Annotated in this window: 19 protein-coding genes; 8 read left to right on the forward strand and 11 right to left on the reverse strand. The window is 66.6% G+C overall.

What is annotated here, in order from left to right; translation table 11 throughout:
• Positions 1-32: 32 nt before the first annotated feature.
• Complete coding sequence (locus tag A37U_RS52695) at positions 33-200, forward strand: hypothetical protein (protein ID WP_020499565.1); 168 nt, start codon at positions 33-35, stop codon at positions 198-200.
• A gap of 131 nt (positions 201-331) precedes the next feature.
• Positions 332-538, forward strand: coding sequence for an antitoxin (locus A37U_RS0125825; protein WP_020499566.1), 207 nt, complete (start codon positions 332-334; stop codon positions 536-538).
• A 13-nt stretch (positions 539-551) separates the two neighbouring features.
• Here A37U_RS0125825 and A37U_RS0125830 read toward each other — a convergent pair whose 3' ends face one another.
• Genes A37U_RS0125830 through A37U_RS0125850 form a run of 5 tightly spaced genes read right to left on the reverse strand, consistent with a single transcriptional unit; the run spans position 552 to position 4,672 of the window.
• Entirely contained in the window at positions 552-1,370 is an 819-nt protein-coding gene (locus tag A37U_RS0125830; protein ID WP_020499567.1) for an amino acid ABC transporter permease, read from the reverse strand.
• A gap of 2 nt (positions 1,371-1,372) precedes the next feature.
• Entirely contained in the window at positions 1,373-2,146 is a 774-nt protein-coding gene (locus A37U_RS0125835) for an ABC transporter substrate-binding protein (RefSeq protein ID WP_020499568.1), read from the reverse strand.
• Positions 2,143-2,895, reverse strand: coding sequence for an amino acid ABC transporter ATP-binding protein (locus tag A37U_RS0125840; protein ID WP_157183050.1), 753 nt, complete (start codon positions 2,893-2,895; stop codon positions 2,143-2,145). The genes A37U_RS0125835 and A37U_RS0125840 overlap by 4 nt, the downstream gene beginning before the upstream one ends.
• Before the next feature lie 23 nt (positions 2,896-2,918).
• Positions 2,919-3,800: an amino acid ABC transporter permease gene (locus tag A37U_RS0125845; RefSeq protein ID WP_020499570.1), complete on the reverse strand. Its 882-nt coding sequence runs from the start codon at positions 3,798-3,800 to the stop codon at positions 2,919-2,921.
• Complete coding sequence (locus A37U_RS0125850) at positions 3,797-4,672, reverse strand: ABC transporter substrate-binding protein (protein WP_020499571.1); 876 nt, start codon at positions 4,670-4,672, stop codon at positions 3,797-3,799. Before A37U_RS0125850 ends, A37U_RS0125845 begins: the two co-directional genes overlap by 4 nt.
• 237 nt (positions 4,673-4,909) lie before the next feature.
• On the opposite strand from A37U_RS0125850, the gene A37U_RS0125855 reads away from it, so the two are divergent.
• The 4 genes from A37U_RS0125855 to A37U_RS0125870 are packed head-to-tail and all read left to right on the forward strand — an operon-like array spanning position 4,910 to position 9,272.
• Complete coding sequence (locus A37U_RS0125855) at positions 4,910-5,380, forward strand: (2Fe-2S)-binding protein (RefSeq protein WP_020499572.1); 471 nt, start codon at positions 4,910-4,912, stop codon at positions 5,378-5,380.
• Positions 5,377-7,743 carry a xanthine dehydrogenase family protein molybdopterin-binding subunit gene (locus A37U_RS0125860; RefSeq protein ID WP_020499573.1) on the forward strand — a complete coding sequence of 789 codons (2,367 nt, stop codon included), beginning with the start codon at positions 5,377-5,379 and terminating at the stop codon, positions 7,741-7,743. The genes A37U_RS0125855 and A37U_RS0125860 overlap by 4 nt, the downstream gene beginning before the upstream one ends.
• Positions 7,740-8,594 (forward strand): FAD binding domain-containing protein, encoded by an 855-nt coding sequence (locus A37U_RS0125865; RefSeq protein ID WP_020499574.1) that lies wholly within the window; start codon positions 7,740-7,742, stop codon positions 8,592-8,594. The genes A37U_RS0125860 and A37U_RS0125865 overlap by 4 nt, the downstream gene beginning before the upstream one ends.
• Before the next feature lie 9 nt (positions 8,595-8,603).
• Positions 8,604-9,272 carry an SRPBCC family protein gene (locus A37U_RS0125870; protein WP_026197603.1) on the forward strand — a complete coding sequence of 223 codons (669 nt, stop codon included), beginning with the start codon at positions 8,604-8,606 and terminating at the stop codon, positions 9,270-9,272.
• Here A37U_RS0125870 and A37U_RS48560 read toward each other — a convergent pair.
• The 5 genes from A37U_RS48560 to A37U_RS0125895 form a co-directional block, all read right to left on the reverse strand.
• The gene (locus A37U_RS48560) at positions 9,262-9,735 is read right to left on the reverse strand and encodes a GNAT family N-acetyltransferase (protein WP_063712834.1); all 474 of its coding nucleotides are present in this window, start codon (positions 9,733-9,735) and stop codon (positions 9,262-9,264) included. The two genes, A37U_RS0125870 and A37U_RS48560, sit on opposite strands and share 11 nt — an antisense overlap.
• A 44-nt stretch (positions 9,736-9,779) precedes the next feature.
• Positions 9,780-10,466, reverse strand: a complete 687-nt coding sequence (locus tag A37U_RS51900; protein ID WP_020499577.1) for a YqeB family protein — start codon at positions 10,464-10,466, stop codon at positions 9,780-9,782.
• Positions 10,463-11,074 (reverse strand): TetR/AcrR family transcriptional regulator, encoded by a 612-nt coding sequence (locus A37U_RS0125885; protein ID WP_020499578.1) that lies wholly within the window; start codon positions 11,072-11,074, stop codon positions 10,463-10,465. The genes A37U_RS51900 and A37U_RS0125885 overlap by 4 nt, the downstream gene beginning before the upstream one ends.
• A 72-nt stretch (positions 11,075-11,146) precedes the next feature.
• Entirely contained in the window at positions 11,147-11,905 is a 759-nt protein-coding gene (locus A37U_RS0125890; RefSeq protein WP_020499579.1) for an Abi-alpha family protein, read from the reverse strand.
• Between the two features lie 34 nt (positions 11,906-11,939).
• A complete protein-coding gene (locus A37U_RS0125895; protein ID WP_040588818.1) occupies positions 11,940-13,214 on the reverse strand; it encodes a DUF445 domain-containing protein in 1,275 nt (424 codons plus the stop codon).
• Between the two features lie 425 nt (positions 13,215-13,639).
• Here A37U_RS0125895 and gltB point away from each other — a divergent pair, with 425 nt between their 5' ends.
• Both gltB and A37U_RS0125905 read left to right on the forward strand, forming a co-directional pair.
• A complete protein-coding gene (gene gltB / locus A37U_RS0125900) occupies positions 13,640-18,178 on the forward strand; it encodes a glutamate synthase large subunit (protein ID WP_026197605.1) in 4,539 nt (1,512 codons plus the stop codon).
• On the forward strand, positions 18,171-19,622 hold the full coding sequence (locus A37U_RS0125905) for a glutamate synthase subunit beta (protein ID WP_020499582.1): 1,452 nt from the start codon (positions 18,171-18,173) through the stop codon (positions 19,620-19,622). Before gltB ends, A37U_RS0125905 begins: the two co-directional genes overlap by 8 nt.
• An 80-nt stretch (positions 19,623-19,702) precedes the next feature.
• On the opposite strand, the gene A37U_RS0125910 is transcribed toward A37U_RS0125905, so the two are convergent.
• Complete coding sequence (locus tag A37U_RS0125910; RefSeq protein WP_020499583.1) at positions 19,703-21,580, reverse strand: gamma-glutamyltransferase family protein; 1,878 nt, start codon at positions 21,578-21,580, stop codon at positions 19,703-19,705.
• Positions 21,581-21,583 lie beyond the last annotated feature (3 nt).

The raw sequence follows: 21,583 nt of genomic DNA on the forward strand, positions 1-21,583 counted from the left end.
TGGCTGCGAAGTTTCGGAGATTGAAGGTTGACATGGTGCTGAAGGTGCTCGGCGGGATCCTCGTCGTCTGGGTCGGGTTCATGGTGCTCGGCGCGGTCGTCAAAGGCCTGTTCTGGCTGGTCGTCGTCGGAGCGGTGCTGTTCGCGGGTACTGCTGCCTATGGCTACATCAAGAACAAGTCCCGCAAGCAGATCCATTAGGGACCTTGCCTGGGGCGTGATCAAGCGGTCGACGCTCCCCGCCGCCCCGAAAAGGTGACGAACCGCCGGGTAGCGACTACGGTCGGTCCCGCGGTCCGAGCACGCGGACCGGGAGCGTGAAGGGAGCAATCATGGAATTCGGAGACCTCGCGAACAAGGCCAAGGAGTTCGCCGGAGAGCACGGCGACAAGGTCGAGCAGGGCCTGGACAAGGCAGGCGAATTCGCGAAAGAGAAGTTCGGTCACGAGGAGCAGATCGACAAGGGCATGGACAAAGCCCGTGACTTCCTCGGTGGCCAGGGCGAAAAGGGCGGAGAAAAGGGCGGCGAGCAGCGCTGAACCCGGCCACGCTTCAGGCCGGGTTCGCGGTGTTCTTGCGGACCCGGCTTGCGGCCACCGTCCCGCGCCGCTCCAGGTAGCGGGACAGGTAACCGAGCGGGATGGTGAGCACCAGGTAGCACAGCCCCGCGACGATCACCGAGGTCAGGGATTTGAACTCGGTGAGCCCGACCTGGCCCCACTTGGTGAGCTCGTACTCGTCGATGGTGAGCCCGAGTGCGTAGACGAGCGAGGAGTCCTTGGCGAGCAGGATGAGCTCGTTGGTCAGCGGGGGAAGCACGATCCGGAACGCCTGGGGGATGATCACCGTGCGGTAGGCCTGCGGGCGGGTCATGCCGAGCGAATCGGCGGCCTCGACCTGGCCCTGCGGCACCCCGGTGATCCCCGCGCGGATGGTCTCGGAAGTGTAGGCGGCACCGACGAGGCCGAGCGCGAGCATGACCGCGAACCAGTTGTCGTAGCGGGCGTTGAACGCGATCGGCACCCCGTAGCCGAGCGCGATGAACACGAGCAGGGTCGGCACCCCGCGGAAGACCTCCACGTAGGCGGTCGCGAGCCAGCGATACGGGGCGACCTGGGACATCCGCATCAGCGCGATGATCAGCCCGAGCGGGAAACCGAAGGCGAACCCGAGCACCGTGTAGAAGATCGTGTTGACCAGCGCGGTGGACAGCACCCCGGGGAACTGCCCGGCGATCGCGACCGGGTCGAAGAACGTGACGCCGATCTGGCGCCAGTCCGCGAGCAGTGCGAGCACGAGAATCGCCGCGAGCAGCACGAGGTATTGCACGGCGCGGATCGCGCGTGCCCGTGGCGTTTTGGGAGCGCTCATTCTCAGGTGAACCATTTCTTGTAGAGGCGCGCGTAAGTGCCGTCGGCGTAGGCTTTCCGCAGCACCCGGTCGATTTCCGTGCGCATCACGGTATTGCCTTTGCGCACACCGAACCCGAGTTTTTCCCCGGTGTCGAACTGCGCGGTGGCGACCAGTCCGGGGTTCTGTTTGGCAAAGTCCAGCAGCGGCCCGTTGTCCTGCATCGCGCAGGCGACCTTCCCGGTCTTGACCCCGGTGAATTCCACCGTCATCTCATCGAACTGCACCACTTGCAGCGGATTACCGTGCGCGGCGTTCCATTTCCGGGTGTACTCCTCCCCCGTGGTGCCGACGAGAACGCCGATCTGCTTGCCGCGCAACGCATCCATGCTGTCGGCCGGTTCGGTCGCCCGGCACAGCAAGGCCTGTTTCGCGTCGAAGTACGGGATCGAGAAGTCCATGTTCTGCGCGCGCACCTTGGTGATCGTCATCCCGCCGGTGCCGATATCGCACTGGTTCGAGTTGTACGCGGTCCCGGACTGGATACCTTCGAAGGAGGTGTCGATGATCTTCTGCGGCAGCCCGAGATCGCGGGCGACCAGATCGATCAGGTCCACGTCGAAACCGACGATCTCCCCGTGCCTGACCGACTGGAACGGCGCGAAGGACAGGTGCGTGCACACGGTGAGCTGGCCGGGCGCCACGAGCGGGACTCCCTTGGGACCCTTGATATTCGCCGCCCGCGCGCAACCGGCGAGCAGCAGCACGGCGGCGAACAGCACGAGGAGGCGCTTCATAGCACCTTCGCGAGGAAGGACTGGGTGCGCTCGTGCTGCGGATTGCTGATCACATCGCGGGGTTTGCCCTTCTCCACGACGACCCCGCCGTCCATGAACACCAGCGAATCGCCGACCTCGCGGGCGAATCCCATCTCGTGGGTGACCAGCACCATGGTCATCCCGTCCTCGGCGAGCCCGCGCATCACGGCCAGCACCTCGCCGACGAGTTCCGGGTCGAGCGCGGAGGTCGGTTCGTCGAAGAGCATCAGTTTCGGTTTCATGGCCAGGGCTCGCGCGATGGCCACTCGCTGCTGTTGCCCGCCGGAGAGCTGGTTCGGGTAGGCATCGGCCTTGTCCGCGAGCCCGACCCTGGTGAGCAGGTCCTCACCCTGCTGCTTGGCCTCCGCCTTCGGTATCCCTTTCACCTGGACCGGGGCCTCGATGACATTGCCGAGCGCGGTCATGTGCGGGAACAGGTTGAACCGCTGGAACACCATGCCGATCTCGCGGCGCTTCTCGGCGACCTCGTGCTCGCGCAGTTCGTGCAGTTTGTCCCCATGCTGGCGGTAACCGACGAGTTCCCCGTCCACCCACAGCTTGCCCGCGTTGACCTTCTCCAGGTGGTTGATGCAGCGCAGGAACGTGGACTTGCCCGAGCCCGAAGGCCCGATCACGCACATCACCTCCCGTGGGGCCACCTCGAGGTCGATGCCCTTGAGGACTTCGAGGCGGCCGTAGTGCTTGCACACGCCCTCGGCGCGCACCATCGGTTCCTGCGTGGGCTGCTCACTCATCGCGCTGCCTTCCTGAACGAGAACATCCGTTCGGCGAATCCCGGCTGCGTGGCGATTCCGCTCACGCCACGCGAGTACCGCTTCTCGATGCGGGACTGGAAAATGCTCAGAATCGAGGTGAGCAGCAGATACCAGATGGCCGCCGCGATCAGCAGCGGAATCTGCTTGAGGTTGTCCGCGTAGATCTGTTGCGCCGCGGTCATCAGTTCGAAGTAGCCGATCACCACGACCAGCGATGTGGTCTTGAGCATGGCGATCGTCTCGTTCCCGGTCGGCGGCAGGATCACCCGCATCGCCTGGGGCAACACGATGCGCCGCAAGGTCTTCCCCTGCCGCATACCCAGTGCCGAGGCGGCTTCGCGCTGCCCCTCGTCCACCGAGGAGATCCCGCCGCGCACGATCTCGGCCATGTAGGCGGCCTCGTTGAGCCCGAGCCCGAGCAGCGCGGCGACGAACGGGGCGATCAGCGTATTGGTGTCCACGCTGAACGTTCCCCAGCCGATGCGCGGGTAGAGCAGGCTGAAGAAGTTCCAGAAGATCAGCTGGGTGATCAGCGGGGTGCCGCGGAAGAACCAGATGTACACCGCGGCCGCGCCGGAGACCAGCGGGCTGCGGGAAAGTCGCATGATCGCCAGGATGATCCCGCCGACCACCCCGATCACCATGGACAGCACCGTGAGCACGAGGGTGTTGCGCAGCCCGGTGAGAATCCGGAAATCGAAGAGATAGCGCCACACCGTCGGCCATTCGAAATTCCGGTTGGTGACGATGCTGTAGATGACGCCGATCGCGATGAGCGCGATGACGACCCCGCCGATCCAGCGGCCGGGCCTGCGCACCGGAACCGCCTTGATCGGATCCTGCTGCTCTGTCGTCATGAGTAATCCGTAACCTTCGGGTTCACTTCGGCCTTCTTGATCGCGCCTTCGTCGAGGCCCCATTTCTCGAGGATCTTGCGATAGGTTCCGTCGTCCATGAGCGATTGCAGGCTCGCCTGGACCGCTTTCGCCAGGCCCGTATCGTCCTTCGGAACGGCCACGCCGTACGGGGCGTTCGCATAGGATTTGCCGACCTGTTCGAGCTTGCCCTCGGACTGTTTGATCGCGTAGGCGACGACGGGGGAATCGGCGAGTGCGCCCTGCACACGTTTCGCGGAAAGCGCGAGGTTCACATCGGTCTGCGCCTGGAACTGCAGGATGTTCGTCTGCGGCTTGTGTTCGACCGTGCAGCGTTTGTTGCGCGCGTTGAGGTCGTCGATCTGGGTGGTGCCCTTCTGCACGGCGATCGTGGTGCCGCACAGATCATTCTCGTTCAGCCGGTTCGGATTGCCCTTGAGCGTGCCGAGCGAGGTGCCCGCGATGTAGTAGGAGACGAGATTGACCTCGGCGAGCCGGTCGGCGCTGATGCTGAACGAGGAGATCGCCGCCTCGTATTTGTGTGCCTTGATGCCACCGAGTAGCCCGTCGAAGCTGGAGTTCTGGAATTCCGCCTCGAGGCCGAGCCGTTTCGCCATGGCGCGCCCGATGTCCACATCCATCCCGACCAGGGCCCCGGAATCCCGGAACTCGTTGGGCGGGTAGGTCTGGTCGTTCGCGATCAGCAGCTTTCCGTCCTCGGCGTCCTTGGCCGGGACGAGGCTCGCCAGCTTCGCATCCTTGCTCACCGGAGGGAGCACGGTCTTCGTGGAATGCCCGGTCGGTTCCCCGGTTCCCCCGATACCGCAGGAGGTCAGCGTGAGCGCGACGACCACGAACGGTAAACATCGGGTGACTAGTCGGCTGGTTCCTCGCGAAGACACGGGCGAATCCTGCCACCTCCAAGCGGGTGATGGGGAGAGGCAGAAGGCGTGTTCTTCGCGTTCCGCATCTGCGGACCTGCTCCCGCGCGCGATATTCGCAGACGCGGAGCATGTTGTGTCCGAACTCCGAGGGGGGCAGGCTTGGGGTGGCTGTGGTCCCGATCACTACTCCCACCACCAGGAGGGCCAATGCGCATCACGATGACCGTCGACGGAACGTCCTATACCGACGATGTCGAGCCTCGAACGCTGCTTGTCCAGCATCTTCGGGAAAACCTCGGCAAGGTGGGCACCGTCATCGGCTGTGACACCAGCAATTGCGGTGCGTGCACCGTGCATTTGAACGGTCGCTCTGTGAAGTCGTGTTCGGTGCTCGCGGTGCAGGCCGACGGCGCCGAGATCACCACCATCGAGGGGCTCGAACGGGACGGTCAGCCGCATCCGGTGCAGCAGGCCTTTCACGAGAACCACGCGCTGCAGTGCGGATTCTGCACGCCGGGGATGATCATGCAGTCTATCGATCTGCTCGGCGACACCCCGGATCCGAGCGAGGAACAGGTGCGTGAAGGCCTCGAAGGCAATCTCTGCCGCTGCACCGGCTACCAGAACATCGTCAAAGCCGTGCGTGCCGCGGCCGGTGAGCTGGGGGCGAAGCGATGACCGAGACGGTTGACCGTGAACTCGGTAAGGCCCGCACCCGCAAGGAAGATGCGCGGCTGATCAGCGGCCGCACCAGGTGGACGGACAACATCACGCTGCCCGGGATGCTGCACATGGCCATCCTGCGCAGCCCGGTCGCGCGCGCCGGGATCGGCAAGATCGACACCGATCAGGCCCGGGCGAGCTCCGGGGTGGTCGCCGTGTTCACCGGCGCGGATCTCGCCGCCGAACAGGGCTCGCTGCCGTGCGCCTGGCCGATCACCGAGGACCAGAAATCCCCGAACGCGCCCTCGATCGCGGACACCACGGTGAACTTCGCCGGTGAGGCGGTCGCGGTCGTGGTCGCCCGCAGCGCGGCCGAGGCGCGGGACGCGGTGGACCTCATCGATGTCGACTATGAGGATCTGCCCGTGGTGCTCGATCTGGAGACCGCGGCCGGTGACGAGGAGGTCATCTATCCGGAGCTGGGCACGAACTGCAGCGCGAACTGGGTCTTCGACTCGGCGCAGGCCGGTTCCGGTGGTGATGTGGAGGACGCGATCCGAGACGCGGATGTGGTGGTGCGCCGCAAATTCCGCCAGCAGCGGCTGATTCCCGCGTTCATGGAGCCGCGTTCGGTGCTCGTGGACCCGACCGGACCGCAGACCACGATGTACTCGGCCACTCAGGTACCGCACATCCTGCGCCTGATGCTCGCGATGAGCCTCGGCGTCCCCGAGCACAAGATCCGCGTGATCGCCCCGGATGTGGGCGGTGGCTTCGGCGGCAAGCTCCAGGTCACCCCGGAGGAATTCCTCACCTTCCTGATCGGGCGCAGGCTCGGCAAACCGGTGAAATACACCGAAACGCGCACCGAATCGCTGCTCGCCGCGCACCACGGCCGGGACCAGATCCAGCGCCTGACCCTCGCCGCGCGCGGTGACGGCACGATCACCGGGCTCAAGGTGGAACTGCTCGCGGATATGGGCGCCTGTCTGCGGTTGGTCACCCCCGGTGTGCCCATTCTCGGCGCGTTCATGTTCAACGCGATCTACAAGATCCCCGCATACCACTTCTCCTGCACGAATGTGTTCACCAACAAGGTGCCCACGGATGCCTATCGCGGGGCGGGCCGCCCGGAGGCCACCTTCGGGATCGAGCGCATGATGGACGAGCTCGCCGTGGAAATCGGCGTGGATCCGCTCGAGATCCGGGAGAAGAACTGGATCAAACACGAGGAATTCCCGTACACCACCGTTTCCACGCTCACCTACGATTCCGGCAACTACGAGGCGGCGACCGCGCGGGCCACGGAACTGTTCGGTTATCCGGAACTGCGCGCCGAACAGGCCCGCAGGAGGGAAAACGGGGACCCGGTTCAGCTGGGTATCGGCGTCTCCACGTTCACCGAGATGTGCGGGCTCGCCCCGTCCCGGGTGCTCGGCTCGCTCAACTACAGCGCGGGCGGCTGGGAACACGCCGAGGTGCGCATGCTGCCGACCGGAAAGGTCGAGGTGGTCACCGGCTCCTCGCCACACGGGCAGGGGCACGACACGGCGTGGTCGCAGATCGTCGCCGACCGGCTCGGGGTGCCCTTCGAGGATGTCGAGGTGCTGCACGGGGACACCCAGATCTCCCAGCGCGGCATGGACACCTACGGTTCGCGTTCCCTTGTGGTCGGCGGGATCGCACTGGTCAAGGCGCTGGACAAGGTGATCGAGAAGGCCCGCCCGATCGCCGCGCATCTGCTCGAGGCCGCCGAGGACGATCTGGAGTTCACCGCGGGATCCTTCGGGGTGCGCGGGACGGGTGCGGCCGGGGTCACGATCGCCGATATCGCGCTCGCGGTATTCGCCGCGCACGATCTGCCGGACGGGGCCGAACCCAATCTCGACTCCGAGGCCAGTTATGACCCGGAGAACTTCTCCTTCCCGCACGGCACCCACCTGTGCGCGACCGAGGTGGACACCGAGACCGGCGCGGTGCGCATCCGCTCGTATGTGTGCGTGGACGACATCGGCAAGGTGGTCAACCCGCTCATCGCCGAGGGACAGGTGCACGGCGGGCTCGCCCAGGGCATCGCGCAGGCGCTCTACGAGGAGGCGGTGCACGACGAGTTCGGCACCCTGACCACGGCCTCGCTCGCGGACTATCTGGTGCCCTCGGCGATGGACCTGCCACGGTTCACCACGGACATGACCGAGACCCCGGCGACCTCGAATCCCTTGGGCGTCAAGGGAGTCGGCGAAGCGGGCACGATCGCGTCCACCCCGGCCGTGGTGAACGCGGTCCTCGACGCGGTACGCCAGTTCGGGGTGCGCGATATCGAGATGCCCTGTACCCCGCAACGGGTCTGGCAGGCGATCCAGGGAGGTTCGAAGTGATTCCCGCACCCTTCGACTACGCCGCACCGTCCACTGTGGAGGAAGCGGTCACCGTGCTCGCCGATGCGGGTGAGGATGCCAAGGTGCTCGGCGGCGGGCAGAGCCTTATGCCGGTGCTGCGGATGCGCCTCGCCGCCCCGACCACGGTGGTCGACCTCGGCCGGATTCCCGAACTGCGCGGGATCCGCGAGGAGGCCGATGCGCTCGTGATCGGTGCCATGACCACCCACGACGAGGTGTGCCGGGCCGAATCGGTGCGCGCGCACGCCGCCCTGCTCGCCGAGGCGACGCACACCGTGGCCGATCCGCAGATCCGGCACCGGGGCACCTTCGGCGGTTCGCTGGCCCACGCGGACCCCGCGGGCGATCTGCTCGCGCCCGCGCTCGCCCTGGACGCGAGCATGACGATCGCCGGACCGGCCGGGCGGCGCACCGTGCCCGCGGCCGAGTTCTTCGTGGACTTCTTCACGACCGCGCTCGCCGAGAACGAGGTCCTCGTCGAGGTCCGGGTGCCCAAGCACACCGGATGGCAGGCGCACTACGAGAAGTTCAACCGGGTCGCCCAGGCCTGGTCCACCGTCGCGGTCGGGGCCGCGCTGCGCATGGAAGGCGGTGCCATCGCCGAGGCGAAGGTGGGACTGACCAATATGGACACCGTTCCGGTACGCGCGCGTACGGTGGAGGCGGCCCTGATCGGCCGCCCCGTGACGGCCGAGGCGATCCGGGAGGCCGCGCGCGATGCCGCCGCCGGAGCGAACCCCGGTACCGATGCCAACGCCGATGCGGCCTATCGCACCCAGCTGGCCAGGGTGCTCACCGCACGCGCGGTGACCGCGGCCGCGCGAACCTAGGAGGAATGCTTGCGGTTAAGCCATGAATTCTCCGTTCCCGCCCCCATCGACGTGGTGTGGGCCGCGCTGCTCGATCCGGAGCGGGTCGCCCCCTGCATGCCCGGCGCCACGCTCGAAGCGGTGGAGGGTAACGAGTTCCGCGGCACGGTCAAGGTCAAACTGGGACCGGTTTCCCTGCTGTACAAGGGAACCGGGAAGTTCGAGCAGACCGACGAGGCCGCGCGCACCGTGGTCATCGCGGCCAGCGGGAAAGACTCCCGCGGGAACGGCACGGCCGCGGCCACGGTCACCGTGACACTGAGCGAATCCGGCTCGGGAACCAGCGGCGCGGTGGAGACCGAGCTCAACATCACCGGCAAACCCGCCCAGTTCGGCCGCGGCATGATCGCCGAGGTCAGCGGGAAGATCCTGGCCTCCTTCGCCGAATGCCTCGCGGACAAGCTCGCCACGTTGGAGGCAACCACCGAACAGGAGGAGCCGCAACCGGCAGCGTCATCGGAAGAGCCCGCGCCGCAACCGAAACCGCAGAGCGAGGCCATCGACCTGATGGACTACGCGGGTGGCACGGTCGCCAAGAGCGCGCTTCCCGTAGCGCTCGGGGCCGTGCTGCTCGCGGTGCTGTTCTCCGTGCTGCGCCGCAAACGGGCGCGGCGCGGGCGCGAACAACTCACCGGGTGATGCCGATCGCGGCGATATAGATCGCCGCGGGATTGCCGAGTGGCCAGTCCGGGAGCGGATCGATCGTGTCGACCTGCACGAAACCGCGGCGCTCCCAGAACGCACGTGTCGCCACATAGGGTGGGTATCCGGCGCACGCATCGAGGGTCTTGACCTCCAGCACGCGGAGCCCGCCCGCGCTCAGTTCGCGCACGATGTGCTCGAGCAGCCGGGTGCCCACTCCGTTACCCCGCAGCGGTCCGGCGACGGCCAGCCACAGAATCTCCGCCGCCTGCACCGAACGCCGGTCTACGATGACGAAACCCCCGAGCCCGACGCCATCCTCGGCGACCCAGGCCGGGTGTTCCCGGAGTTCGGTGGCGATCTTGTCCGGGACGTCTTCGGTGAAGTATTCGGGCAGTCCCCGCACGATCGCGACGCAGTCGTCGGTGTCGGCGGGCACGGCCCGGCGGACGGTGCGCACCACGCGATGCTCGCAGGCGCCGCGCCCGGTGCGCAATCGGGTTTCTACAGCCTGCGGTACTGCTGCACCTTGTTCCGGTCGCGCACCGCGATGCCGTTGTCCTGCAAGCGATCCCGCAGCACCTCGGCCTTCACCGTATTGTCCGCCTTCAACGCTGATCTGCGCTCCCGCAACAGCGAGTGCGCCGCATCCTCGAGATCGGGGTGGCCGTCGAGCCAGGCGCGGTACTCCGCCTCGTGTGGATCAGCGGTCAGCAACTGTGGATAACCGCGGGCCCGTAACCGTTCTGCGAGCACGTTCGTGGACAGATCTGTTGCTGGGGAACGGAAAACCTCCCGCCCGTCACGCGCGATGAGCACGAGATCCTTGCCGTCCAAGAGGATCGTGCCGATCTTGGCGCGCGCGATGAACCGTTCCTCGCCCTCGCGCGCGGTGTGCAGCCCCTCCTCGGTGATGGTGACGGTCAGCGCCTCGCGCTTGGCGATCTCGGCGAGCACGATCCCGCCGGCCAGCCCGAGCACCGTCAGCAGTGGGACCAGCCACACCGTGGGAATGTTCGCGGCGACGCGCAGGGCGGCGGGCGCGGAGGAGAACACCGACACGATCCAGTGCACCACTGGTTTGAGCACGAAACCGATGCCGAGGCCGACCGGGAGGCCGATGATCCGGAAGAACCACAGCCAGCCCTGCGGAATGCTCACCCGGTCCTGTCCGGAAAGTGTCGTGCTCATGGTTCGTCTCCCGAGCTCGTGCTGCTTCCGAGAAAGCGTGCGATGATCAGTTTCAGCATGGGTACCGGATCGGTTTTCACATCCGGATCCGCGTTCAGGTACGCGGCGTCGATGATCGACCGGATCCAGGTGGCCGCCTCGCCCGCGTCGAGTTCGGCGTCCACGGAACCGGCGGCCGCGGCTTTCTCGATCAGTTCGGTGAACCCGGCGTGCACGATCGCCTCGTTCGCCATGACCACCCTGGCCAGTTCCGGGTCGTCGTCGATCACCCGGAGTAGTTCCACGAGCAAGCCGTGCGCCAGGTCCTCACGGGCCGGTTTGGCGAGCGTTTCGACGATGTCCAGGATCGAGACGAGCGGATCGGTGGTGTCGGCATGCCCGGCGAACAGAGCCTCGCTGTCCGGGATGTCCTGTTCGAAGATGGCCCGGAAGATGGCGTGCTTGTCCTTGAAGTAGTAGAAGAGGCTGCCGGTGCTGATCCCGGCGGCCCGCGCGATCGAGGCGGTCGTGGTCTTGGTGAACCCGCGCTTGGCGAACAGCTCGGCCGCCGTCTCGACCACCAGGGCGCGCCGCTCCCGATGTCTCGCCTCGTCCACCGTGCGTGCCATGCCCGAATAATAGACTGACTGGTCGAACTATGAAAAATGCCCTGCTCACCAGCTGTGCTGACGCGGGTGCGTTCAGGCGGAGGCGGTGCCCTCGATGGTGAGTTCCCCGGGGAGACAGATCCGGCAGAAGTCCACCCCGAACGGGGTCAGCGCGATGCTGCGGCGCACCGTGCGAGCCGCCCTCCCGGCCTCGCGCATCGCCTCGGTGACCGTCGGCTGCACCTCGACCACTTGGTACCGGCCGGCGTCCACGGGCTCTTTCCAGAACCAGATGAGGCCGAGCCGTTCGAGGTTGTTGAGATAGGCGGGAACTTTATCGGTTTGTCGACATCCGGCGAGTTCACCGATCATCGAGAGCCCGTAGGCGACCTGGCTTGAGCCGACGCCGAACGGCCGTCCGGTGCGCACGTCGATCGCCGGCTGGGCGCCATCGGTGGCGAGCACCCGCAATATCCGTGCCTCGTCCGGGGCGAGCTCGTCGATGATCCGGGCATAGGCCGGGTGCACGTACTCCGCGGACTCGCTGAAGCTCACATCGGCCGAGCGCTGCAGCAGGGCCGCACCCTTGGCGCGCAGGGCCGAGCCGTTCACGTAGCCGGGGCGTGCGCCCGCGGGCAGGTTGTCCGCGGGGAGCCCGAGCGCGGTCCGGGAGACGGCGCGCAGCTGCTCACCGGCGCCCTGGGCCAGTTCGGCCGGGGACTGGCCCTCGATCGCGGCGCGCACGACCGCCACCCCGACCGTCGCCGAGGCCCCGGCCAGCTTGCCCGCCGTGCGCAGCAGCTCGTTCGCCGAGTTCCGCGCCCGCTCACTCGCGTCCTGTACGAAGTTCATGACGCGCCAAGGATAGCCGTACCGGACAACGCCGCTACACACCGAATATCGCGAGGTGCACGAGCCCGGCGGCGAAACCGAGCACCGCGCCGTGCACGAAGAGTAGCCATTCGTCCTGTTTGATCGCCGAGCGCAGCAGCTCGTTGAAGTCCGAGAGGTCGAGCTGGTGCATCCGCGTCGCCACGAACCGCCGGATCTTGCCCGACTGCGAGCGGTTGAGCGCGTCGTCGGAGAACACGAGGGGCGCGAACTCGCTGGCCTCCTCGGCCATGCTGGACCGGATCCTGCGGAACCTGGTCGGCCCGATCGCCGCCTCGGCCGCGGCGCGCGCGGGCCCGATCGCGTCGTCGATGGCCGGGCGCAGGGCGCTGGCGAGCAGGGCGCGGGTGCGATCCGAGCGCGGTCCGTGCAGCAGCTCGTCGCCGACATTACGCAGCGTGATGACATCCTCGGCGATCGTCTTCGCGTACTCCTCGGAGATCTCCGCCTTGCGCTTGATGAACAGGCCCTGGCGCCAGGGCACCAGCCGGTTCGGATAGACCGGCTCGAAGATCATCATGATGCCGACGTAGTTGGCGATATAGCCGATGATCACGCCGCCGATCGGCAGCACCCACCAGTACGGGAGCGCGTGCACCACGGCCACGAGCGCGAAGCCCATAGGAAAACCGAAATAGAACCCGAAATTCTGCATGAATCGCAGCTCTTTACGGCCCATGTTCCGGAAAATGTCGTTCAACAGCGCAGGATGTTCGGACAGATAACGGATCACCATGAGCTTCGCGTCCACCAGCTGCTCGATGTTGTCCCCGATGTCCTTGGTGAGCCTTTTGAGGATCTTGGGCAGTCGCTGGTCCACCCTGCGGTACACCGCGACCCGCACCACCGGGGGCAGATCGCGCCACAGTTGCGGCTCCTCCTGCTCCATGATGCGGTTGACAACATCGCGGATTTCCGCTCGTGCCACCGTGATGAGGTGTTCGGCGATCGTGTCCGGTTCGAGTTCGCGGTAGAAATCCCGGATCCCGCCCACCTTGGCCAGGCTCTTGTCCACCGCGATACTCGCCATTTTGGCCGCGCGGGAGGGCACGATGCCCTGCCAGCCGAACCGGCCCTCCTGATCGATCGCCGGGATCACCTGTACCCGGCGCGGCAGGAACGGGTACAGCAGGCGCAGCCCGGGCATCCGGACGCCGTGGAAGCGCAGCGGGGCGAACAGCATCAGCACCCCGGACCAGTTGGTGACGTACCCGATCACCCCGGTGAACAGCGGAATCGAGATCAGGTCGGTGAGCAGCTTCTGGTCCACCACGCCTCCCCGAGAGGTTCCGCCGAACGAGTTGCGTCACTCTAGCCCAGGTCACCCAGCCGACTACCTGGTGTGGGATCCGGTTACGCACAGCATCTAGCGCGAGGCGAGGCACAGCAGTTATCGTTGTTGTATCGGATACGTGTCATTTCCCACGAGCTTGCGAAGACATATTTCGATAACGCCAGGTTCACATTATCGTTGTCTTGCCCGGTGATCCCGGGGACCGCAACGCGAGCGGTGGCGCCGGCGCCCATCTGGGGCTTGCCGGATCACGCAACAACACGCACGATGGTGTGCTGATCGCGGCCATTCGATGAGGCATGACCGCGCGCAGGGGCATGCCCTGACCGGGCCTCTACCTGCGCAACCATCCCGACTGACCATCGCGGGTAACCCGGCTTTCGTTAGCCGGGACGCCGCGTATGAGCCCTAGGAGGCGGCCAGCCGTGACCCGCCAAGTAACCGGTCTTTACGACCCGCAGAATGAGCATGACGCGTGTGGTGTTGCTTTCGTCGCCGATATGACCGGCAGGCGAACCCATGACATCGTGCGCAAGGCACTGACCGCCTTGTGCAATCTAGAGCACCGCGGTGCGCGTGGTGCCGAAGCCGATACCGGTGATGGCGCCGGAATCATGCTGCAAATTCCGGATGATTTCTTCCGCGAAACAGTGGATTTCGAACTGCCGAGTGCGGGCGGTTACGCGGCGGGCACGGTTTTCCTGCCCGCGGACGCGGATCGGCGGGCGCGGGCGATCGAGACGATCGAGCGGATCCTGGCCGAGGAGAACGCCCGTTTGCTCGGCTGGCGGGAACTGCCCATCGACACCGATCACGTCGGCCCCACGGCCAAGACCGTGATGCCGCATTTCGCCCAGTTGTTCCTCGCCGCGCGCCAGCCGGAGGTGGTCGGCCTTCCGCTTGAGCGGCTGGCCTACGTGGTGCGCAAACGCGCCGAGCACGCGCTGGCCGAGGACAAGGTCTATTTCCCCAGCCTTTCCGGGCGGACCATCATCTACAAGGGCATGCTCACCGAGCCTCAGGTCGAGCGGTTCTTCCCGGATCTGCGCGATGAGCGGGTGACGAGCGCGATCGGGCTGGTGCACTCGCGGTTCTCCACGAACACCTTCCCGTCCTGGCCGCTCGCGCACCCGTACCGGTTCGTCGCGCACAACGGGGAGATCAACACCTTGCGCGGCAACAAGAACTGGATGAACGCGCGCGAATCCATGCTCGAGACCGAGCTGATTCCCGGTGAGCTGGAGCGGATCTTCCCGATCATCACCCCGGACGCCTCGGACTCGGCGACCTTCGACGAGGTGCTCGAGCTGCTGCACCTCGGCGGGCGTTCGCTGCCGCACGCCGTGCTGATGATGATCCCGGAGGCGTGGGAGAACCACGAGGAGATGGATCCCGCGCGCAAGGCTTTCTACGAGTTCCACTCCACCCTGATGGAGCCCTGGGACGGGCCCGCGCTGGTGAGTTTCACCGACGGAACACAGATCGGCGCGGTGCTCGACCGCAACGGGCTGCGCCCGGCGCGTTACTGGGTCACCGACGACGATCTTGTCGTACTCGCCAGTGAGGTCGGCGTGCTCGACATCGCCCCGGAAAAGGTGGTGCGCAAGGGCCGCCTGGAGCCGGGCCGGATGTTCCTGGTGGACACCGGACAGGGCCGGATCGTCGAGGACGGGGAGATCAAGGGCGAGCTCGCCCGTGCAAACCCGTATTACCAGTGGGTGAAGGGCGGACTGCTGCACCTGACCGAGCTGCCCGAGCGGGAGCGCGAGGTGCCACAGCACGCCACGCTGGTGCGCAGGCAGCAGTCTTTCGGCTACACCGAGGAAGAACTCGAGACCCTGCTCGAACCCATGGCGCGCACCGGCGCGGAACCGATCGGCTCGATGGGCAACGATTCCCCGCTCGCGCCGTTCTCCTCCGGATCGCGGCAGATTTTCGATTACTTCACGCAGTTGTTCGCTCAGGTGACCAATCCGCCGCTGGATGCCATCCGCGAGGAACTGGTCACCGCGCTCGGCAGCCAGATCGGTGCCGAGCCGAACCTGCTGGACGCGAGCGCGGATTCGTGTCACCGCATCGTGCTTCCCTTCCCGGTGCTCGACAACGACGAGCTCGCGAAACTGGTGCACATCAACGATGACGGCAAACGGCCGGAATACCAGTCGGTCACGGTGCTCGGCCGGTACGAGGCCAGCGGCGGCGGTACCGCGCTGCGCAGGCGCCTCGACGAGATCTGCACCGAGGTCTCCGAGGCCATCGAGGACGGCGCGAAGCTGATCATCCTCTCCGATCGCGGGGTGGACGAGAAGTACGCAGCCATCCCCTCGCTGCTGCTCACCGGTGCCGTGCACCACCACCTGGTCCGGGAGAAGACCCGCACCCAGGTCGGGCTGATCGTGGAGTCCGGGGACGCCCGCGAGGTGCACCACATCGCGCTGCTGATCGGTTACGGGGTCGCCGCGGTGAACCCGTACATCGCGATGGCCACCGTGGAGGATCTCGCCCGCCGGGACCTGGTTCCGGGCGTGGATGTCAAGCAGGCGCCGCGAAACCTGATCAAGGCGCTCGGCAAGGGCGTGCGCAAGACGATGTCCAAGATGGGTGTCTCCACAGTCGCTTCCTATGCGGGGGCCCAGATCTTCGAGGCGATCGGGCTCGGCGAGGAGGTCATCGAGCACTGCTTCAAGGGCACCACCTCGCGGCTCGGCGGAATCGGCTTCGACGAGCTCGCGGAGGAGGTCGCGATCCGGCACCGCAGGGCCTTCCCCGCGGACGGATTCCAGGCCAACCACCGTGAACTCGAGACCGGCGGCGACTACCAGTGGCGCCGCGAGGGCGAGCCGCACTTGTTCAATCCGAAGACCGTTTTCAAGCTGCAGCACTCCACCCGCAGCGGGAAATACGAGGTTTTCAAGGAATACACCGATGCGGTCGACGACCAGGCCCGCGAACTGAAGACACTGCGCGGACTGTTCGAGTTCGAATCCGACCGGGAACCGATTCCGGTCGAGGAGGTCGAACCGGTCTCCGAGATCGTGAAACGGTTCGCCACCGGAGCCATCTCCTACGGGTCCATTTCCATGGAGATGCACCAGACGCTGGCGATCGCGATGAACCGGCTCGGCGGGAAGTCGAACACCGGGGAAGGCGGCGAGGACCCGGAGCGGCTCTACGATCCGGAGCGGCGCTCCGCGGTGAAACAGGTCGCCTCCGGCCGGTTCGGGGTCACCAGCGAATACCTGGTGAACTCCGACGACATCCAGATCAAGATGGCCCAGGGCGCGAAACCCGGTGAGGGCGGCCAGCTTCCGGGCAACAAGGTCTACCCGTGGATCGCGCGCACCAGGCACTCCACGCCCGGTGTCGGGCTCATTTCCCCGCCGCCGCACCACGACATTTACTCGATCGAGGACCTCGCGCAGCTCATTCACGACCTGAAGAACGCGAACCCGAACGCGCGCATTCACGTGAAACTGGTCAGCGAGGTCGGTGTCGGCACGGTGGCCGCCGGTGTTTCCAAGGCACACGCGGATGTGGTGCTCATTTCCGGGCACGACGGCGGAACCGGCGCCTCACCGCTGTCCTCCATCAAGCACGCGGGCGGTCCCTGGGAGCTCGGCCTCGCCGAAACCCAGCAGACCCTGCTGGCGAACCGGTTGCGGGACCGGATCGTGGTGCAGACCGACGGGCAGCTCAAGACCGGGCGCGATGTGGTGATCGCCGCACTGCTCGGTGCCGAGGAGTTCGGTTTCGCCACCGCGCCGCTGGTGGTCTCCGGCTGCATCATGATGCGGGTGTGCCACCTGGACACCTGCCCGGTCGGGGTCGCCACGCAGAACCCGAAGCTGCGCGAGAAGTTCTCCGGAAAGGCCGACTACGTGGTGAACTTCTTCGAGTTCATCGCGCAGGAGGTGCGGGAAATCCTTGCCTCCCTTGGGTTCCGCTCCATCGAGGAAGCAGTCGGGCATGCCGAGGTGCTGAACAAGAACGCCGCGTTCGAGCACTGGAAAGCGTCCGGGATGGACCTCTCCCCGATCTTCGCGATCCCGGACATTGCCCCCGAGGGCAGGCGTAACCAGCAGACTCTGCAGGACCACGGGCTCGACCGCGCGCTGGACAACACCCTGATCCAGCTCGCCGAGGGCGCACTGGCCAGCGGGGACAAGGTGCGCCTCGAACTGCCGGTGCGCAACGTGAACCGCACCGTCGGCACCATGCTCGGTTCCGAACTGACCCGCCGCTGGGGTGGTGTCGGTCTGCCGGACAACACGATCGACATCACCTTCGGCGGAACCGCGGGGCAGTCGTTCGGCGCGTTCGTGCCGAACGGCATCACGATGCGCCTGTTCGGCGACGGGAACGACTACGTCGGCAAAGGGCTCTCCGGTGGCCGGATCATCGTGCGCCCGGACAAGCTGGCGAACTTCGCCGCCGAGGAGCACACCATCGCGGGCAATGTGATCGGCTACGGCGCGACCGGTGGGGAGATCTTCCTGCGCGGCCGGGTCGGCGAACGGTTCTGCGTGCGCAATTCCGGGGCCACCGCGGTGGTCGAGGGCGTCGGTGATCACGGCTGCGAATACATGACCGGTGGCCGGGTGGTCGTGCTCGGCGGGATCGGGCGGAACTTCGCGGCCGGAATGTCCGGCGGAATCGCCTATGTGCTCGATCTTCCCGCGCACCGGGTGAATCCGGAAATGGTCGACATCGAACCGCTCGACGACAACGACGTCGAATTCCTGCGGGAGACCATCAGCAAGCACGCCGGCGAAACGGATTCCTCGGTCGCTTACCGCCTGCTCAAGGATTTCGAGACGGAGGTGCGGCGCTTCGGCAAGGTCATGCCGAAGGACTACAAGCGAGTGCTGCAAGCGCAGGCCAGTGCGGAAGCCGAGGGCCGCGACGTGAATGAGGCGATCATGGAGGCAAGCCATGGCTGACCCCAAGGGTTTTCTGACCACGACTCGGGAGACACCGAAAACACGCCCGGTCGATCTGCGGCTGCTCGACTACCGCGAGGTCTACGAGGATTTCGCCACGAGCAAGCTGGCCAAGCAGGCCGGGCGCTGCATGGACTGCGGCATTCCGTTCTGCCACGAGGGTTGCCCGCTCGGCAATCTGATCCCCGAGTGGAACACGCTCGTCTGGCGGGACGACTGGAAGGACGCGATCGAACGGCTGCACGCGACGAACAATTTCCCGGAGTTCACCGGGACGTTGTGCCCCGCGCCGTGCGAGACCGCCTGTGTGCTCGGCATCAACGATGATCCGGTCACCATCAAGCGGGTGGAGATCTCGATCATCGACCGCGCGTGGGAGGAAGGGTTCGTCAACCCCGAACCGCCTACGACGAAGACCGGGAAAACGGTGGCGGTCGTGGGATCCGGGCCTTCGGGACTCGCGACCGCCCAACAGCTGACCCGTGCGGGCCACGAGGTCACCGTGCTCGAGCGGGCGGACGCGATCGGCGGGCTGCTGCGCTACGGCATCCCGGCGTTCAAGATGGAAAAGCACCGGCTCGACCGGCGGCTGGACCAGATGCGCGCCGAGGGAACGAAATTCCGGGTCAACGTCGACGTCGGAGTGGACATCACCGCCGAGCAGCTGCGCGCGGACTACGACGCGGTGGTGCTCGCCGGTGGCGCGACCGCCTGGCGTGACCTGCCCGCATCCGGGCGCGAGGCCACGGGCATCTACCAGGCCATGGAGTACCTGCCGCCGGCGAACCGGGTCGCGGCAGGGGAACTCGAGGCCACCCCGATCAGCGCCGAGGGCAAGGACGTGATCATCATCGGCGGCGGGGACACCGGCGCCGACTGTCTCGGCACCGCGCACCGGCAGGGCGCGAAATCGGTGACCCAGCTGGAGATCATGCCCGAGCCGCCGCAGTCGCGCCCGGACAGCCAGCCCTGGCCCACCTATCCGATGCTCTACCGGGTCACCTCGGCGCACGAGGAAGGCGGGGAACGGCTGTACTCGGTGAACACTCAGGAATTCGTGTCCGATGCGGACGGCAACCTGAGTGCGCTCAAGATCGTCGAGGTGACACGGGAGGACGGGAAGTTCGTCCCCGTGGAAGGCAGCGAGCGGGACCTGCCCGCACAGCTGGTGTTGCTCGCCATGGGATTCGTCGGACCGCAGCAGGAAGGCCTGCTCACCGAGCTCGGTGTGGATCTCGACCAGCGCGGCAATGTCGCGCGGGACGAGAATTTCCGCACCAGCCTCGACAACGTGTTCGTCGCCGGAGACATGGGACGCGGACAGTCGTTGATCGTGTGGGCCATCGCCGAGGGCCGTTCCGCGGCCGCCGGAGTCGATGCGTACCTCACCGGTCGCGAGGTGCTGCCCGCGCCCATTGCGCCGACGGACCGCCCGATCGCCTGATCCCGCTCCGCCTCGGGATCAGTCGCGGTTCGCGCCTGCCGGCCACAGCGTCGTGGCCGGCAGGCGCGAATTCGTATCGTTCACCAGCCGATCGCGGCCCCGTCCTTGCGGTGATCGGAGGCGGCCCGGTAGATCCCGTTGACCGGACCGCCCGGGCCGGTGGACGCGGGCCAGTCGCCGGCCTTTTCCGGGGTGAAGTGGATGGCCTGGTACCCGCCGGTGTTCCCACTGGTCGGCTCGGTCGCCTTGTGCCCCTTGCGTTTCAGCTCGGCGCCCACGGTGTCGTCGAGCTCGCGCTCCAGTTCGAGGCTGTCGTCGAACTGGTTGTGGTAGAACCGCGCGGCATCGGTGGCGGCCTGCGGGTTCAGCCCGAGGTTGATCATGAAGACCATTTCCAGGGCCTGCGCCTGCGCCTGTTCGCTGCCGCCCATGTTCCCGAAGGACAGCACGGGATGTCCGTCGCGGGTGACGAACGCGGGCATCAGCGTGTGGTACGGGCGTTTGCGCGGGGCGACGATGTTCGGCGACTCCGGGTCCAGGTTGAACAGCGCTCCCCTGTTCTGCAGCGGAAAACCGTAGCCCGGGATGCCGACACCGGAACCGAAACTGTCGAAATTGCTGTAGATGAACGAGGTCATGTTGCCCCACCGATCGGCCGCGGTGAGATAGACCGTTCCGGAATTGATCGCGCCGGGGACCTTCGGCGGGGTGGCGCGCGCCGGGTCGATCCGGCGGCAGAGCTCGGCACCGTGCCGATCGGAGAGCAGCATGTCGAAGGGGACATGGGTGAACCGCGGGTCGCCGTTGTACCGGTTGAGATCGTCATAGGCGAGCTTCTTCGCCTCGATGATCAAGTGCCAGAACATCGGTGACCGCGGCCCGAGCCGGGCGAGGTCGTAGCCGAGAACGGGTGCGAACTGTTTGATGATGTTCAGCATGATCAGCGCGGCGAATCCCTGGTTCGGCGCGGGCAGCTGGTGCATCCGGTAACCGTGGTATTCCACCGAGATCGGCTCGACCCATTCGGCCCGGAATTCGGCGAGATCCGCGCGATTCATCGCCCCGCCGACCCGCTTGCTCTTGGCGACGACGGCTTCGGCGATCGCCCCGCGGTAGAAGCCGTCCCGGCCTTCGCGCTGCAGCAGCCGGTACGCGTTCGCGAGCTCCCGATTGCGGAAGATCCCGTACAGCGGCGGGACATTCCCGTCCACGAGGAAGGCGTGTGCCGCATCCGGATCCTTGCGCAGCAGCTCCACCGCACCCGACCAGCTGTCGTGGATCCGTTCGGTGAGCCCGAATCCCTGCTCGGCGAGCTCGACAGCGGGCGCGAGCAGGGTATCGAAACCCCGGTTCCCGAACCGCTTCCGCAACTGGTCCCAGCCCTCGACCGCGCCGGGGACGGTCGCCGAGTCGATCCCCGTGTCGGGCATCCCGTACTTCGCGGTGTGGCCGCGGCGGGCGAAATACTCGGGTGTCCACGCCGAAGGCGCCCAGCCCGCCGAGTTCAGCCCGTAGACCCGGCGGTCCGCCGCGTGGTAGTGCAGCGCGAAGCTGTCCCCGCCGATGCTCGCGCTCACCTCTTCGACGAGGCCGAGTACCGCCGCGGTGGCCACGGCCGCGTCCGCCGAGGTACCGCCCTCGGCGAGTACCCGCACCCCGGCCTGAGCGGCGAGTGGCTGGCTGGTCGCCACGATTCCGTTGCGGGCGAGCACTTCCGCCCGGGTCTGGTTGTTCCATCCGGCGGGCCGGTCGCCGCTCGGTGCCTCGATCCGCACCCCAGGTACCGGGTTTCGCGGATTCGGTGCGCCGAACGGGGCCGGGCTGAGCGTGGTCCCGGATGTGCGTGCGGGAGCAGGATTCGCGGCGACGCTCGGTGTGCTGCCGATGGCGGTGAGCGCCGCCCCCGCGGCGCCCGCCTTGACGATCGTACGTCGGGATGGCCTGGCGACGTTGCCCATTGT

It is taken from the genome of Sciscionella marina DSM 45152, from assembly GCF_000379465.1.
GTDB lineage: Bacteria > Actinomycetota > Actinomycetes > Mycobacteriales > Pseudonocardiaceae > Sciscionella > Sciscionella marina.

Excerpts from the sequence above, each read along its gene's own strand:
- A37U_RS0125885 (WP_020499578.1), bottom strand. The coding sequence starts at position 11,074 with ATGGCACGCACGGTGGACGAGGCGAGACATCGGGAGCGGCGCGCCCTG.
- A37U_RS0125845 (WP_020499570.1), bottom strand. The coding sequence starts at position 3,800 with ATGACGACAGAGCAGCAGGATCCGATCAAGGCGGTTCCGGTGCGCAGG.
- A37U_RS0125840 (WP_157183050.1), bottom strand. The coding sequence starts at position 2,895 with ATGGTGCGCGCCGAGGGCGTGTGCAAGCACTACGGCCGCCTCGAAGTC.
- A37U_RS0125855 (WP_020499572.1), top strand. The coding sequence starts at position 4,910 with ATGCGCATCACGATGACCGTCGACGGAACGTCCTATACCGACGATGTC.
- A37U_RS0125860 (WP_020499573.1), top strand. The coding sequence starts at position 5,377 with ATGACCGAGACGGTTGACCGTGAACTCGGTAAGGCCCGCACCCGCAAG.
- A37U_RS0125830 (WP_020499567.1), bottom strand. The coding sequence starts at position 1,370 with ATGAGCGCTCCCAAAACGCCACGGGCACGCGCGATCCGCGCCGTGCAA.
- gltB (WP_026197605.1), top strand. The coding sequence starts at position 13,640 with ATGAGCCCTAGGAGGCGGCCAGCCGTGACCCGCCAAGTAACCGGTCTT.
- A37U_RS0125910 (WP_020499583.1), bottom strand. The coding sequence starts at position 21,580 with ATGGGCAACGTCGCCAGGCCATCCCGACGTACGATCGTCAAGGCGGGC.
- A37U_RS51900 (WP_020499577.1), bottom strand. The coding sequence starts at position 10,466 with ATGAGCACGACACTTTCCGGACAGGACCGGGTGAGCATTCCGCAGGGC.
- A37U_RS52695 (WP_020499565.1), top strand. The coding sequence starts at position 33 with ATGGTGCTGAAGGTGCTCGGCGGGATCCTCGTCGTCTGGGTCGGGTTC.
- A37U_RS0125890 (WP_020499579.1), bottom strand. The coding sequence starts at position 11,905 with ATGAACTTCGTACAGGACGCGAGTGAGCGGGCGCGGAACTCGGCGAAC.
- A37U_RS0125825 (WP_020499566.1), top strand. The coding sequence starts at position 332 with ATGGAATTCGGAGACCTCGCGAACAAGGCCAAGGAGTTCGCCGGAGAG.
- A37U_RS0125835 (WP_020499568.1), bottom strand. The coding sequence starts at position 2,146 with ATGAAGCGCCTCCTCGTGCTGTTCGCCGCCGTGCTGCTGCTCGCCGGT.
- A37U_RS0125905 (WP_020499582.1), top strand. The coding sequence starts at position 18,171 with ATGGCTGACCCCAAGGGTTTTCTGACCACGACTCGGGAGACACCGAAA.